General features: G+C 36.8%; 10 protein-coding genes. 1 reads left to right on the top strand and 9 read right to left on the bottom strand.

The annotated features are described in order from the left end of the window. Positions 1 to 25: 25 nt before the first annotated feature. The 9 genes from QQK09_RS14255 to QQK09_RS14215 form a co-directional block, all read right to left on the bottom strand. Positions 26 to 1762, bottom strand: a complete 1737-nt coding sequence (locus QQK09_RS14255) for an ATP-binding protein (RefSeq protein WP_284204835.1) — start codon at positions 1760 to 1762, stop codon at positions 26 to 28. 12 nt (positions 1763 to 1774) lie between these two features. After that, positions 1775 to 2308 (bottom strand): heme NO-binding domain-containing protein, encoded by a 534-nt coding sequence (locus QQK09_RS14250; RefSeq protein ID WP_284204834.1) that lies wholly within the window; start codon positions 2306 to 2308, stop codon positions 1775 to 1777. Positions 2309 to 2375: 67 nt separating this feature from the next. After that, on the bottom strand, positions 2376 to 4853 hold the full coding sequence (locus QQK09_RS14245) for a hybrid sensor histidine kinase/response regulator (protein WP_284204833.1): 2478 nt from the start codon (positions 4851 to 4853) through the stop codon (positions 2376 to 2378). 191 nt (positions 4854 to 5044) lie between these two features. Continuing rightward, on the bottom strand, positions 5045 to 7198 hold the full coding sequence (locus QQK09_RS14240) for an ATP-binding cassette domain-containing protein (protein ID WP_284204832.1): 2154 nt from the start codon (positions 7196 to 7198) through the stop codon (positions 5045 to 5047). Between the two features lies 1 nt (position 7199). After that, entirely contained in the window at positions 7200 to 8729 is a 1530-nt protein-coding gene (locus QQK09_RS14235; RefSeq protein WP_284204831.1) for an ABC transporter transmembrane domain-containing protein, read from the bottom strand. Positions 8730 to 8731: 2 nt separating this feature from the next. Continuing rightward, a complete protein-coding gene (locus tag QQK09_RS14230) occupies positions 8732 to 10099 on the bottom strand; it encodes a TolC family protein (RefSeq protein ID WP_284204830.1) in 1368 nt (455 codons plus the stop codon). Continuing rightward, the gene (locus QQK09_RS14225; protein WP_284204829.1) at positions 10096 to 12156 is read right to left on the bottom strand and encodes a response regulator; all 2061 of its coding nucleotides are present in this window, start codon (positions 12154 to 12156) and stop codon (positions 10096 to 10098) included. Before QQK09_RS14225 ends, QQK09_RS14230 begins: the two co-directional genes overlap by 4 nt. A 154-nt stretch (positions 12157 to 12310) precedes the next feature. Beyond that, entirely contained in the window at positions 12311 to 13660 is a 1350-nt protein-coding gene (locus QQK09_RS14220) for an HlyD family type I secretion periplasmic adaptor subunit (RefSeq protein ID WP_284204828.1), read from the bottom strand. Positions 13661 to 13690: 30 nt separating this feature from the next. Continuing rightward, a complete protein-coding gene (locus QQK09_RS14215; protein ID WP_284204827.1) occupies positions 13691 to 14017 on the bottom strand; it encodes an Hpt domain-containing protein in 327 nt (108 codons plus the stop codon). A gap of 238 nt (positions 14018 to 14255) precedes the next feature. Here QQK09_RS14215 and QQK09_RS14210 point away from each other — a divergent pair. Further along, on the top strand, positions 14256 to 15594 hold a 1339-nt coding region (locus tag QQK09_RS14210; protein WP_284204826.1), incomplete at its 3' end, for a cadherin-like domain-containing protein.

Below are 15594 nucleotides of genomic sequence, written 5' to 3'. Positions count from 1 at the left end.
CGTTGAAAAATCTTAGTGGATTACCTTACTCTTTATTTTTAAGTAGTGTTTGCCCCCATTTTGCTAAGGCCGCTTTTAGCTCTTCTCCTTTATAGGGTTTATGTAGTATGTCATCCATACCTGAGTCGATGCAGGCTTCAACCTCCATCGATGTTGTACCCGCTGTCAACGCAATTATTGGCTTTGTATAGCCTTGCCCACGAAGTTGCTGTGTTGTTTGAAAACCATCTAATATAGGCATTCTGCAATCCATTAAAATAATATCAACTTCGTTGTCTTTTAAAAAATCTAAAGCTTGTTGCCCATCATCTGCAAATTGATGTTTAATGGCTAGTTTTTTTAGCATCATGCCTAAAATGGTTTGATTCATCTTAATATCTTCAACAGCTAATATATTTAGTTGCTGAATCGGGTAGTCAGAGACCGCTTTATTATCCTCTTCTTTCATTTTTTCTGAAGAAACCTGTAGAGGAAGATGAAAAGTAAATTCAGTGCCTTTATTCAGTTCGCTGGTAAAGTAGATATTTCCATCCATTAGTTCAACGAGCATTTTACAGATTGCTAGCCCTAAACCCGTCCCTTCAAACTTTCTTTGGCTAGAGTTATCAACTTGCATAAAAGGGTCGAAAAGAGTTGCTTGTTTGCTCTTCGGTATACCGCAGCCATTATCAATCACTTTTATTAGCAGTGCATTATCTTGCCAGTTAGCTTCTAAACTTATTTTTCCTTTATCTGTAAATTTAACTGCGTTCCCAATGAGATTCACTAATATTTGTTTAACCCGATCATCATCACCTAGAAGGTATTCAGGCATCTTTTTATCGATGTTAGTGAAAAAATCAAGGCCTTGCTCTTGTACTTTTGAGGAGAATATTTGTTCTATTGATTTAATCAGTTCACTAGGAGAAAAGCGGGTTGACTTGAGCTCTAGCATACCGGCATTAATCTTACTAAAATCAAGTAAGTCATTAATAATAACGCGCAGCATCTCACCTGCCTGATTTACTGTTTTTAGGAGCTCTTCTTGGTACGCGTTTACTTCGGTCTCTTTGATAAGCTCAACGGCACCTAATACGCCATTGAGTGGTGTTCTTAGCTCGTGATTAATCATCGCAACAAAGTCTTTCGTTGATTTCTCTGAGCTCTCTGCGCGCATTTTCTCTTCTATTGTTTTATCAAGCAGAAGTTGACGTTGAAAGGCTGCACTGATCATATCTGCAAATAAGCACAGTTTAGTCTCAATGGTATTATGCCAAGCGGCATTTGGGGGAGTGTGAAACACGACATGAAGGGAGCCTCGTTTTTTTCCCTCTTGATAGATATACACCATTAACTGTGTCTGGCTTTTATTCCATTGGTGCTGCGACTGAGTGACCGAAAAGTCAGCGGTTAAGAAAACCTGACCAGAAAATAGAGATTCGTTTGTTAGGATACCGAGATCAGAGGTGAGATTAATCGCTTTGATGTTTTCTATCGCGACAATATCATCAAGTAATTTTTGGAAAAGGTTGTCGTTAGGGGATTCTTGTAATAAACGTGCATTAAAATTTAAGAGCATGGACTCTAGTATGCTCGTTAGATGAAGTAATTGAACATCTTTTTCTGCTTGCTGACGCACGCTTTCTAAAGAGTTTTCAACCTGCAACTTAGCTTTGTATAACTCATAGCTTTTCTCTTCGAGTAACCGTTCAGCCGCTTTCCGGGTGTTTTTTTCTCGAATAAGCTTTTTCTTGAGTAGCTCTATTGTTTTTAGGTTATCCATGCGTCGGCCTAATTAAAGCATTTTCAGTGTGAAGCGAACTTGTGACCCATCTTCTTGAATAGGGTTCATTTGAATATCTATTTTTTCATTATAATATTCCGCACATCCTTGAATAAGCCCAAAGCAAACGTGAGAGAAGCAACGCGCTGAAATATAATCCAATACCATTTCTGATTCGCTAAGAGAAACAAACACAAACTGTGGTGGTTTTGCATCTGAATAGAGTTTTTTTACTTCGATATGAATATATTCCTCAACTTGATTAATAAACTCAAAGGTTGTAGATGAATTGACTTCTAGTCCTGGCATACTTTTTAATAAACTAGTGAAAACAGATTTACCATAAACTTGCTGTAAATCTTCAATGCTTATATTCGTCAATTTACTTAACGAGACGATTAATTTTACGAGGTCTTTATGATCATAAGTACCGGCAGAGGTATACGACCCTTCATCTAGATTTTCATCGAGCATCTCCTGGCACACTTCTAATCCAAAAGTGTCTTCAACTAACTCTAAAAATTCTGAAAATATTATTCCTTTCATTACTCATCCTTAACATAGTTTGTTTGTTAAATGTTCATTTACCTAAATAGCATCGTACGATTTTTAATTATAAATATTTATTAAGCATGCTTAATAAGTTGTCTTTTTGGATAGGTTTCGAGAGATAATCATCCATACCTACCTGATAACATTTTTTAATATCCTGATCTAAGACGCTTGCAGTTAATGCAATAATCGGGGTTTTAGTCAGGTTAGCCTTTTTTTCTTGTGCTCTAATTGCCGTTGTTGCATCAAAGCCATCAAGTACTGGCATCATACAATCCATCAGTATGGCATCATATCGGTTTTCTGAGACTATTTTATCCACCGCTTCTTGACCGTTATGAGCGATATCTACATCGAAGTCTGCTTTGTTTAAAAATAGTGTCACGACTTTCTGGTTTACCATGTTGTCTTCAACGACTAACACTTTTTTATTCACTAAACCTGTTGGCGGTTGTATTAGAATCTCTTCTGCTAACTCAGTGTCAGTATTCTCAGATTCGAGTCTTTTAGGCGGGAGTAATGGTGCTTCATTACTTCCTTTATGTTCAATGACATATTTTAAGGCGTTGATTAACCTTAGGCCTAAGAGGGGGAATTTTATTAACCCATCAATTTTATTGCCCCAGTCAATATCGCTCTGGTTAATATTTTGGCATAAAATAAGTTTTGCATCGGGATGGGTCACCAACAACTTGGCTTTAAAAGTATCAAACTCCTGCTTACCCTTGTATTGGTAGATAACGTTCACATCACTTTTTGCATGTTTTAAGTCAATGATATTTAAAGCGTAATATTGTAATTTATTTGCAATCAAGAGGTGCGCTTTAGGATCATCAAAGATCAAGCTGTAATATTGATCTTTAAGCTCAATAATCTCAGAAGGTAGTTGCTCGTCAACCGTTAGGTTTAAGGTGAAGTGAAATAAGCTGCCTTTGCCTTTCTCGGAATCTAACTCAATCTCACCACCCATTAACTTAATTAATTTGTTACTGATAGAGAGTCCTAACCCGGTGCCGCCAAACTCTTTTGCTGTAGAGCTGTCTTCCTGTGTGAAGGGGTCTAGTATGGTACCTTGTTTACTTTTTTCTATGCCAATGCCGGTATCTTGTACTGCAAAATGTAAGGTTACATTGGTTGCCTCTTTTTTGATCTGTTTTATAAATACTGTCACCTGTCCTTGGTGGGTAAATTTAACCGCATTCGAAAGCAGATTCATTAAAACTTGGCGTAAACGATGCTCATCAGCATTGAGTCGATAAGCAATATCCTCATCCATCTCAATCACTAAGTTGATGTTTTTTTCAATCGCTTTAGTAATCACTAAGTCTAAGCTATCGTAAACTACTTCACGTAAATTCATGCTGCTGGTGGCAAGTGTTAAGTTGCCAGATTCAATTTTAGAGAGATCTAAAATATCATTAATGAGCATCAACAGGGTTTGCGAGGAGCTCAAAACCGTATTTAAATAATCTTTTTGCGTCAGTGTTAGCTTGGTCTCAGATAATATTACGGCCATACCAATAATCCCATTCAGTGGCGTACGTATCTCATGTGACATATTGGCTAAAAAAGCACTCTTAGCAATATTCGCTGATTGCGCTTCTTCGGTACTATTAATTAACTCTTTTTCAATTTTAGTTAATGAGCGGGTTAGGTAATATAAAGTGGTAATTAATGAAATAAACAGCGTGAAAATGAGAATGTTATTTAGGAATTCAAATCGTGTTAATTTTTTTTCAACAGCCGCTGATACCGCATTTTCAAGTGCTGATAACTGTTTTTCTACTGAATGTGCTTTTGCGGTAAATTGTTCATACAACGCTGTTTTCTGATCCAGCCCTAAGAGGTTTTTGTTTTCATATAACAAACTGAAATTATTGCTGTATTCATACAGTAATAGATGAGATTTGGTACTTTGGCTTGACTCATTTAAGCTATTTTCGATGGTTTTTATATTTAATAAAAAGGCCTTGTAATGCTCTCTTTTTTGGTCAAATAAATAATAATAGATATTTTTCTGTGACTGTAACAGGTTATCTATTATCTCTTTATTATTAAAATTACGATAGGCAATGCCGAGCCAAGCATCTCCGACTAAGTCACTGAGGTCGTTTTTCTCCAATATCACTATATTTGACTCTAGCTGTGCGTATTCGATGAAAGCCCGCTCGTACTCTGTGGTTTCAGAAATAATGTTACTAGCATTAAAGTCGACATCTATATTATTATTTTTAATCAGTTTTTCTATGTCATTAATCTCTTTTTTAAACAGGTTATTTTCAATGGATAAACGTTTTATATAACTATCATCGTCCTTGATTATAAAATCTTTTTCAAAACGTCGAAGCATGAGTAGACTCGCTTCTGAATGTAGCGTTTGTTGTGATAATTGATGTAAGTTCACGGTAGTGTGTATGATGTTTTGCTGTAGAAAAACGTAAAACGCTAAATACAAGACGATAATGAAGGTCGATATTTGCAATTGCAACTTTGTTGAGTGTGAGCGCTTACTTCTGAAATCCTTAATGATATTAAACATCGACCATCCTTTAAATTCAAATACACACAGATAATAAATACACTGAGTCCAATATAAGTGTAGTGAATATAATCCGAGAACAGGCAGATAATTACCATTATTTGACCTAGGTAAGGTATGCGAGAATGTTTAATGATTTTAAATCAAATAAACCCTGCTCTTTCCATCTGCTGGTGGGTAAAAATAGTATATTAATAGAGCATATCGGGTTTAGACGAGAGCACTTTATCGGGAGAACCGAAGAATTTTTGCGCGCTTTCATGATCAAGTAGTAAACAGATATCAGAGGTTGCCACCATCGATTTTTCATTGCTCGTATAAATAACACTGCTATTTTTTAATTTCCCAGAAAAAAGAGAGGTTAAGTAATGGCTACTCTCTTTTTCTGAGCCTGCAAAGGGTTCATCAATAATAATGAGTTTACTTAAGCAGTCACCCAGACCGATGGCTAACTTCAGTTTGCGTTGTACACCATCGGGCAGAGTATTCAATAATTCACTGTTAATAAGGGTGTTAGGGCCGTCGGGGAAAATGGTGTCGAGGTTGAAAAATGCGAGCATCTGGTTGATAGTTTCTGCTGCAGTATAACCGTTATAAATAGTATAATTTGCTTGGATGGTGCCATGATAAAGGTGCATGTCGTAAGGGATATAACAAACACTATTGCGATAACGGAAGTTATTGAATTGGGTACTATTATAACCGTCTAATAGCATCTCTCCCTGAAAGCGCATCTCTATTCCGGCCAATATATTGAGTAACGTTGTTTTACCGCCGCCTGCTGGTGAACAAACAGAGAGTTTTTGTCCTGGTAGCACCTTAAATGATAAATTGGTCAGTCCCTTTGATACACCTAAATAGCGATGCGATAAAGCTGTGATCGTAACCTGCCCTTGAAACTGATTCAATGGTGGGCTTTTCTCCATTTTCAGGCGGTCGTCATTGATCGACATTAATGCATTAATTTGTCCGGTTGATGATTTAATCGTTTCAATTTTTGACAGTGAATTATAGATCCCCATGATAGGTGTCAGTGCTTTCCAAACCAGTATTACCAACGCTAACATCGCCCCTGGATCCGATGTGCCATCCATGACCCCTAATACGGCTACAACGATACCGGTTGCACCTATTACTTGAATAAGACTTGAACCGATGCTCTGTATTCTATTATTGGTATTGCTGACATGCTCAGAATCATTTAAGCGCTGAGACAGGGCGGCGTTAAAGCGTGATTTTAATACGCCTATTAATGGCAAGCCTTGAATCGCACTGGTATTCGATAATACTTCATTCCATTGATAAGAGACCATCGCATTTGCCTGTGAACTTTTAGCGGTTGCTTGTGCATAGGCATAGCGCCCGTAGATACTAAAAATAACCATACCGATGATGCCGACAATAACAACAAGCCCGGCAATACCAGACATCGCGACAATCGCAACAATGAATACCAGTACAAAAGGTAAATCAAAATAGCTCAAACTCGATTCATTGGTGACGAGTTGGCGAAATTGATCAATATCTTTGAGGCGCGCCATTTGTGACGATGTCCCTGCGGAGGAGGTCATCGCATAGGGAAGCCAGAGTAGTTTTGATATAACGCTATAGGAGATATGGCAAGCGAGCTCTTTTCCTGACGTATTTAAAATAATCATGCGCTGTTTTTTTAAACTGTACTCAACAAAAGCGACGAGAATTGCGCCTGCACTGAGCCAATATAAGGTGGAATGAGAAGCGGCTGTTAATGCAAATGCGTACACATTCATAATAAAGAACGGCTGAATGGTGCCGAGTAGATTGATAACCAAACTTAAGCGGACTAAGCTTTTTAATTCATCACTGTAATTGTAAAAAGAGTGCTTTATCCAATTGTTTTTATCTTGGGACTCAGGAGAGGGTTCGCGAAATAAACGCGAATAATTTGAAACATAACAAGTTTCAGCATCGCTGAAGGAATCAGTAGATTGATAAAAAAGGTTATCATTCTCAAAGTCATACATGCAGCAACGGCCGTCATGAATATTAATCAAGATATAGTCTTGTGCTTGGATAGTAATGAAGCAGGGAAAGGTCATCTGTTGTAATTGTACGGTATCAGTTATTTTTTGGGTATTGCACTCATAACCAAGCCGGGTTAACGTTCTGTCAAAGCTAACTTGATTATTTTCTTCATAAACAAACACATCGGATAAAATTTGTGGTGTGCCTTCCCACTCTAAGAGTATCAATGTATAGGATAAACCTAATAAAATAGGGGTTTCGGAAAAGCGATCGCCTAATATGCCATTTTGAAACTCATCAATGCGTTCTTTTATTTCATCAAAATTAATGAGGGTATCCATATTAATCACCTAACTTTATGAGGTTGGTTTGTGAATTTCTCTGGTTAATTTTATTGCTGACAATCACGAAAGTGTAAGAACGTGTTCGCGGTAACATACAAGAGAACATATCAATAACAAATTGTGCATCGTAAACAAGATCAAAATCATCGATGAGAATGATATGTTTATCACTTAATAAGGCACGTACAAGCAATAATGAGAAGTGTATTTGACGAGATATCATCATGTTATTTTTACTGCTTATCTCAGTAAAAAAACCTAATTTTAAGCTGTCTAGCTCATGCTTTATTGCTAGTGCTTCACAAAGTAAGTAGGCGGCACGCTGCAGTTGAGGGCGGAAACAGGTGAGATTATCGATAATAGTCCCTTCTATGAAGGTACTGTCTTTATCAACGACCACCATATCATTTTGGATAGCGGTAAGGTGTGACTCGTTACTTTGTAATAGGTATCTAAACACCGAGGATTTTCCGCTGCCAGAAAGCCCACTTAAAATATTAATTTTTTCGGCTCTAAAGTAGATCTCTTGGTTGTTTATGTTAATCACTGGTAGCACAGGCAATTCAGACTCAGTGTGCTGCTCAAAGTTTTTTTCTATTTCCAAAATCTCATTGAGCTGGGTGATATAAACGCGGTTTACCTTCCACTCTCCCGTAGTACGCATCGCTTGCTGATAAGGTCCAAAATAACGATTAGTTAATAAGATGATAGCCGCCATGATGCCTTGGCTCATTTCCATGTTGATTACCGCGCTCGCGCTGGTAATAACCACAAAGGTAACAGACAGTTGCTGTACAAGGTTCAATAGCAGCGAGTAACTTGCCTGCTGCTCTTCAAATTTGGTGTTGTAGTGCTCTCGTTGTCTCACCATATTTTTCATCAAATTTTCAATGCGATACTCCATCGCTCTACTTTTAATGTCGTGTGGATAGGAGATAATCTCAATCACTTTAGAGTTGGTTAGCCCCTCTATTTCTGACTTCAATTGCAGTAATTTTATTTTTTTATTGGATATCGTGTAAGAGACAATAAACAGAAATATAGATGCAATGATTAAAATAATTCCTATTTTCAAATCAATAACAGAGATGATTAACAGGGTTATAAGGCAGGTAAATAAGTTGATTAAAGATGAAATGACATCGCCACTGAAGAATGCTTTTAATGCCGGAATGGTATTTAAACGTTCAAGGTATTCACCCGTTTCTAGTTTTTTAAATTTATCAATATAGGGGGTGCCGATGGCATGAAAAAGTTGATTGGTTATCTTACTTTCAAATTTTAAGCCTATCTTAGAGATTAAACTGCCCTCAATGGCTTTAATTTTATAATCTAATACGATACTCGCAAGGATAATGGCATAGATATAATAGAGAGTGGAGGTTGCGTTATTGGGTAATACGCGATCAAAAATAATCAAAATAGAAAAGGGTAATACCAGTCCTAGCAAAGTACCCATGATGCTAGACATGAGTAAAAAGAGAGAGTCAAAATAACTGAGTCGAGGGAAATAGTTTAGTTTTTCCAAGGTTACAATACCCCTTTAAACTGTTCTAATAATGTAATATCAAAGCGCTTTTGCAGTGGCACCATGGTACTTGATAATTGCTCAATCTCTTGTAAATTAATAGGGCCAAGTAGGGCCTTTAATTTACTGACGTTGATGATGTAGTTATATTGGTTTTCCTGAAAATCTCGGATGCTGTTGTATAAGTTAGATTCGGCACCGAGCAGGTCGGTTAGGGTTTTTGTACCTATTTTGTAAGCTCGTTGCGATCCTTTATAAACAGCATAATTAGAGATGATCATTGATTTTAATGTGCGCATCGAATTGACATTATTATTAATATCATAAATCAACTCCTTAAAGCTTACCTCACTATCATCGAGTGTTTGTTCATATTGAATATTACTTTGCTCAATTTTATTGGCGTCTCTTTGATAGGTATATAAGTCGCTACCACCATTAGTAATGGGTAAGGTGAGATCCAGAGAATAGACAATATTATCGGTATCTGTACCTGTGCTATTATTGCTATCGGTAAACTCATAATTAACGCTAGCAGAAACGGTAGGGTAAAAACTCGATCTTGATTTTTCAGAGGTTTTAATCGATTTTTGGGTATTGAATTCTGCGATAATAATGTCGTAGTTATTAGTGAGCATATACCCCTGCAGATCTTGCTCTTCCTGCGTACTTATATTTTCATAGTTTTCACTTATTTTTACATCGACACTGGGTATCATTTTTATTTGTGTTGTAGATTGTAATTTGAGTAAAGCTACCTCTAAATTTTTTTCTATATCCGCCAGTTTACGAACATTCCCCTCTTTTTTTGCATAGGCTTCATAAACATCCGTTTTAGCAACATTCCCTAATTCGTGGCTACGCTGAACATGTTTAAATCGGGTTTCTGATGAGATAAGCTCGGATTCTGTGGCAATATATTGAGAGTGATATTTTAAGTATGAAAAATAACCTTCAACGACATTGATAATAATGTCGTTAATTATTTTATGGTGTTTTAGTAGGTTAATTTCATAGTCTAATTCACCAACTTGGTAATTATATACCTTCGATAAATCGATAACACTTTGTGATAAGGAGATGCTATAACCGTTACTGTTGTAACCATTCTTAGTGGAGGTGTAGTTCTCTTTTTCTAAGGTATCGGAGTCATTCCATTTAGTATTTGCTGAGGCATTTATTGTTGGGAAAAATGCGGATAAACCTTTTTTTCGATCATATTCAGAGGAGATAACTTCATACTCAGAAACACGTATCTTATAGTTATTTTTAATCGCTTGCTCGATAGTGATAGACAGTTCACTGGCATGGCCAATCTGAAAAGTGCTTACAAGCACGAGTAAAGCTAGGCATTGTAGGAATCGGCTCATTTTATCTTCCCTATCGCAATATATTTTTTGAGTGAAGCATATATAACGTCTTTCTTATAAGGCTTGTGCAATACATAATCCATCCCTGCATCAATGCATAATTTATGCTCTTCATTGCTTGTTAAGGCTGTGGCACCAATGATGATACTTGGTTGTTTTTTGTGTTGTTTTTCATATGCCCGGATCCGTTTTGTCGCATCTACGCCACCTAAATTGGGCATAATACAATCCATAAAAATAATATCGTGATCTAACTTATCGAGGTTATCTACTACCTGCTGTCCGTCATCCATGGTTTCGCACTCATACTCGAAATCAGAGAGTATTTTCTTCAAGATAAATTGCTGTAGCTTGTCATCTTCTACGATCAGTAGTTTTGGTAATGCTACAGCTGTATCGTCGTGATCTTTCTCAAGGTGCTCAAGCATATTAGAGATAAAGTCAGATGGAGGGCAGGGGTGATAAAAAATATGGTCAATATGTTCAAACACCTCTTTTACCTGATTTGATGTAGAAACAGATAAAAATATTTTGATGTTTTTCTTGCCTAAACGTGCCTTTATTATTTTGCAGAAGGTATTGAGTTTTACCCCTTTGATGGTGTTTGTCAGCAAGATGCCATCATTATCATCTAGCTGATTAATTGATTTAAATATATCGTTAGGTGTATTAGCAACCACCACGTCAGCACCTTGTTCAGTTAACATCTTATCAAGTACATTAGTTTGTATTGCAGAGGCTCCACAAATAAGTATTTTTTTATCCACTAGCAGGCTTGTTTGAGTTTGATAACGCTCTGGTTGAATATCAAAAGAGGTGCTAAAACAAGAGGTATTATCGATAACTTGACGTGTGACTTGGTAGTTTTTTATTTTACCTATCAGGGTTCTAGCCAGTGCTTTGTTGGTAATGAGTGTTTTATGGCTTTTGCTCCAAGGTAACTGTTCAATACTGTCAATTGAAGAGTAGTCAGAAGAATAGAGGTAAAAATTTAGGCTAATCTTCAATTGATCGACACGCTTAGTACCGCTGCAATTAATGGTTAATAGTATTTGTTCGTAACCTTGTGTTGCCAGTGCATCTGACATTTGCATTAATAGCAGCCAAAAAAGTCCAGTTTGATGGCCATAAAATGTTAAAGGTAAGGTGTTATCGACATAACATTCAATGCTTTTAGATAAATTTTTCGATTTACTGGCGAGTAATACAATCAAATCGCTGCTGAGTTTATTAAGGTTAACAATATTGTCATCTTTACTAATATCGATATTGGACAGTTGGTTAAAATTTTCAGCCAGATTTTCTAGCGTATGTGTGGCTGTAATGACGTCCTTAGCTAATACCAATTCACGTTCGTCCTTATCTACTGCAAGTAATTTCACTCCTCCTTGGATAGTATTTGTGATGCCGCGTATTTCATAACCGAGAAGGTTATAAAGACGCTGATAGAGATCTGTTTTTAGTTTTTCATTCTCCAACTTTTCAAAGCTAAACAGTAATAAAGAATATATTTTTTTCTCGTTCGGGTTAGTGTTGATACTTGATAGACGAGATTTTATCGCTTTTAAATCAAGATCTTTGATGCGGTTTAAGACATGATGAAAGAGGTGGGTAAGATCATCTGATTTATGGATTAGTTGTTTAATATACTTGTTTGAATAAAAATAGTGAAAAATGCTAACGACTAGGATTAGTAAGCTGATTAAAATCAATAGTAGTATATGGTATTCAGTCTGTTCTTTTAGATTGTAATGGTAGGCATTAATAACATCATTTAGTGTTGTGCTGATATGTTCTAAAGTAGGCGTAATTTGCTTTTGTAGAAGTTGTGTATCTGAGAGGGCATTATACTGGGCAATATGAACCTTAACTCGGTCAATATTATGCATCGCAACGGTCGAGACGAGTTTTTTTTCAGCTGCGGCTAGTCGCATAAATTCAAATAGGTAGCTGTTTAATTCAGCAGTAAAAATCCTCGTTTGGTTATCGTTACAACTTTCCGCTTGTTCCGCGCATATTATTAGTGCTGAGTTTAAACGCGTTATGCTTTTGAGCATATCCTCTGATACTTCGACAATGAGTTGATTATTTTGATTTTTTAAGCTGTTATTTTGAGATTCTATTATTTGATAAGTAAAAAAAAGTTGTAGGAAAATTAAAACTAGCAAAACCAGTTTTAATGCTTTTATGATAATTATTGCTTTTATCTTACTATCTTTCATTAAACGATTCTTCAAGTGCTGCCATGATTGGCTTTAAAGCATAATCAATAACACGTCGTGTGCCCGTTTTAATATCAGCAGTAAATTCCATATAGGGGGATATGTTGTACTTTACGCCTTTTTTCATTAAATAATCTTTGTCAATCGTGATTTCTGCAAGAAAGAATTCATCTTCCTCTTCAGTATATGAACCGCGTGAAATAGAAGATATAACACCATTAATAACACCATAGTTAGCAAAGTTAAAGGTATCTAACTTTAAGTTAACTAACTGACCTTTTTCTATAAAACCGATATCTTTTCTAGGGATTTTTATCTGTCCGCGTAATGCATTTTTAAGAGGTGTGATTTCTGCAATGCTGTCACCGGGTGAAATGATTGCTGATATGTAATTATAATTTAGTTTATCTACGGTACCGTCAACAGGTGAGTAAACCGTGAGTCTTGATACCTTATCGGACAATGCGATACGTTGTGTTTGTTTAATGCTTAACTCTTTTCTAATTGTAGTAAGCTTATCCAAATACATATTATTACGTGTGGCTGAAGTATTAACCAATTGTTTTTTCATTCGGTTTAGCTGAAATCTTTCATTTAAAACCGCTTCATGTAAATTTTCTATTTCACGTACCATGTTCATGTTTTGTACCCTCATATTAAGTACATCAACGAACGAGGCCATCTCCTCTTTAAAGAGTGCTTCTTTTATAGAAAGCTGCTGTTGTATGAGCCCTAACTGGGTATTAGATGAAATTATGCGTTTATTCATGGATGATATTAATTGTGTTTTATGAACAATATCATGCTTAATCAAGGCATCATCTGAACTGTTTTTATCTTTTTCTACTCGCCATGTTTTATAGTGAGTTTGTACTAGTTCTGGAAAAAGAGTAAACGCTGCTAAATCTAATTCCGTATCATTTAATAGAGAGCTGTATTTAAGGTTTTCAATTGTTAAACCTGCTATTTCGTAATCAGTCACTTGCAACTCATTCTCTCTATCAAGAGAGTTAATCAGTGCTATTTTCTGGCCTTTATAAACAATATCACCAGGGGCTACATACAACGCGAGTAGCATCCCACCTTCTAAGTGCTGAATTTTTTCTATATCAGAATCAAGTAGGATTTCTCCTCTTGTTGATACATTTATTTCAAGCTCAGCTTGAGAGCTCCAAATCAGTGCGATGATAGAGAAGGCAAATATGATGATAGCAATACGCTGCCCGGTATTTTTTTTATTTGCGCTGACTTCATCGATTATATTGGTGCTATGGGCTTTATTGACCGATTGTTCAATAACTTGGTCAAAATTTACATCAATAGAATCATCTTTTTTCATAATGTGGATAGCTGATTTCGCGTACAGATATTAGGCAAGGTACTCCTCCATCTGTAATTTAATTTTATCGAGCTCTGTTTGTATAAGTTGAATATCATCAGCATTAGGCTGTTCTCCATCTCTAGCTAGTTGCTCAACAGTTTTTATTGTTGGTACAATATTTTCATCACAAATGTTTGATAAGGAACCGCTTAATGTATGCATTGTATGGAAAAGGGTGTCATATTGTTCGTTGTTGACCTGCTCTTCTATTCTTGTGTTGATATCTTTGTTATCAGAAAGGTATTGTTGAAAAATTGTTGATACAAATTCTGTATCGCCTCCAAACATCTCGGTAAGCATCTCTATATTTATCATTTTAAACCTGCCAAATCATTAAATTATAAGGGATCTATGCGTATTGTGGAATACGTCATAGGTAAAACTTAGCATACAATTAATAGACTTCTTTCAGGGGTGTTGCTGTTTAATATATAACTATGCCTTCGATCACATATTTTTTATATTTCGCCCTGTGTTTTTGGAATAATCTGCATATGAACATATTATAAAAAAACAAGGTGATTGTTTTTATTATAAAAATAAGGTCTAAATTATGTCAGAGTCTGAAAATAATGAATTAAATGATGCAGTTGAGCAAGTATCTACTGATGATAGTGCAACTTCTGGTGCAGAATCAAATTCAGGACAGAATCGTGAATCTACAATAACGAGTACTGTTGCTACGGGTGTCGATTCTGTAGCCGCTGACCTTGCTGAAAGTAACCTTGCAGATGGTGGGGGAGGTGTTGAAAGCTCTGGTGCCGATGTAGGGAGCGATGAAGGCGAAAACTCTGATGATGGTGGGGCCGCTGCCGCCGCTGCCGCAAGTAGCGCTGACTCTCAAGCTGTTGAGGGTGCTGCTGAAAGTACAGAAGAAGGGGCACAAAGTAGTGCTTCAGCAAGCGCTGAAGCGCCAGCTGAAAGTGAAGCGTCTTCAGGGGCACAAAGTGTAGGTGGTACTGATACATCAGGCCCTACCGCGACCGCGGGAGCACAAGTAAGCTCTGCTGATGTGGCTTCTGCTGCAACAGAAGAAACAGTTGTCTCAGAAGGTGCTGAAGCGACAGAAGACGATTCTGATTCAATAACCAACAGCCAAACCTTTGAAGTGAATGTTGAAAGTGATATTAATGAAGATGGAACTATTGATGCAGATGATCTGCCTACTTCTGATACAGCAACAGACTCACTCACCTTCGAGGTTGATGTTACCCCAGAAAATGATGCGCCCACCGCCGTTGATAAACTATTTAGCATGCAAGAAGATGGCATTATTACCTTCACTGCAGAAGAGCTGCTAGTTGGTGCTACAGATATTGATGGTGATGATCTTTCTATAGAGTCTGTTAATTACAGTGGTACAGATGGTGTTCTAACTGCCAATCAAGATGGCTCCTTTTCTTTTGCTCCAAACGAAAATTTCAATGGTAATGTTGATGTTACATTTACGGTCTCAGACGGAACAACAACCGTTGATGCAAATATTGATCTGTCTATACAGGGGGTAAATGACTTTCCTGTAGCTGGTTCAACTTCATACCAAATGAATGAAGATGGCAGTATCAATTTAAGCCCAAACCAGCTACTTGCAAATGCAAGTGATGTTGAAGGTGAAGTCGCACTTGATAGCGTGACCTATTCAGGAACTGATGGTGTATTAGTTAATAATGAAGATGGATCCGTCACATTCTTACCGAATGAAAACTTCAATGGTGATATTAGTTTAGATGTAGCTGTTGTAGATGAAGCAGGAGCAATCACTGTTGGTAATGCTGGCATTGAAGTGCTCGCTGTTAATGATTTACCGATTGCAGGTGAAACTTCATATACCATTGATGAAGATAGCGTGCTTATCTTCAATGAAAGTCAAATACTCGCTAATGCCTCAGATA

Origin of the sequence: Psychromonas marina, from assembly GCF_030161115.1 — a bacterium.
Classification (GTDB): Bacteria; Pseudomonadota; Gammaproteobacteria; order Enterobacterales; family Psychromonadaceae; genus Psychromonas; species Psychromonas marina.
Note: the sequence above shows the minus strand (reverse complement) of the source record. Positions and strands in the feature narration are given on the sequence as shown.

What these genes read in the sequence shown, in the direction of transcription:
- QQK09_RS14230 (WP_284204830.1), bottom strand. Translation starts at nt 10,099, where the DNA reads ATGAGCCGATTCCTACAATGCCTAGCTTTACTCGTGCTTGTAAGCACT.
- QQK09_RS14250 (WP_284204834.1), bottom strand. Translation starts at nt 2,308, where the DNA reads ATGAAAGGAATAATATTTTCAGAATTTTTAGAGTTAGTTGAAGACACT.
- QQK09_RS14255 (WP_284204835.1), bottom strand. Translation starts at nt 1,762, where the DNA reads ATGGATAACCTAAAAACAATAGAGCTACTCAAGAAAAAGCTTATTCGA.
- QQK09_RS14245 (WP_284204833.1), bottom strand. Translation starts at nt 4,853, where the DNA reads ATGTTTAATATCATTAAGGATTTCAGAAGTAAGCGCTCACACTCAACA.
- QQK09_RS14215 (WP_284204827.1), bottom strand. Translation starts at nt 14,017, where the DNA reads ATGATAAATATAGAGATGCTTACCGAGATGTTTGGAGGCGATACAGAA.
- QQK09_RS14240 (WP_284204832.1), bottom strand. Translation starts at nt 7,198, where the DNA reads ATGGATACCCTCATTAATTTTGATGAAATAAAAGAACGCATTGATGAG.
- QQK09_RS14220 (WP_284204828.1), bottom strand. Translation starts at nt 13,660, where the DNA reads ATGAAAAAAGATGATTCTATTGATGTAAATTTTGACCAAGTTATTGAA.
- QQK09_RS14225 (WP_284204829.1), bottom strand. Translation starts at nt 12,156, where the DNA reads ATGCTCAAAAGCATAACGCGTTTAAACTCAGCACTAATAATATGCGCG.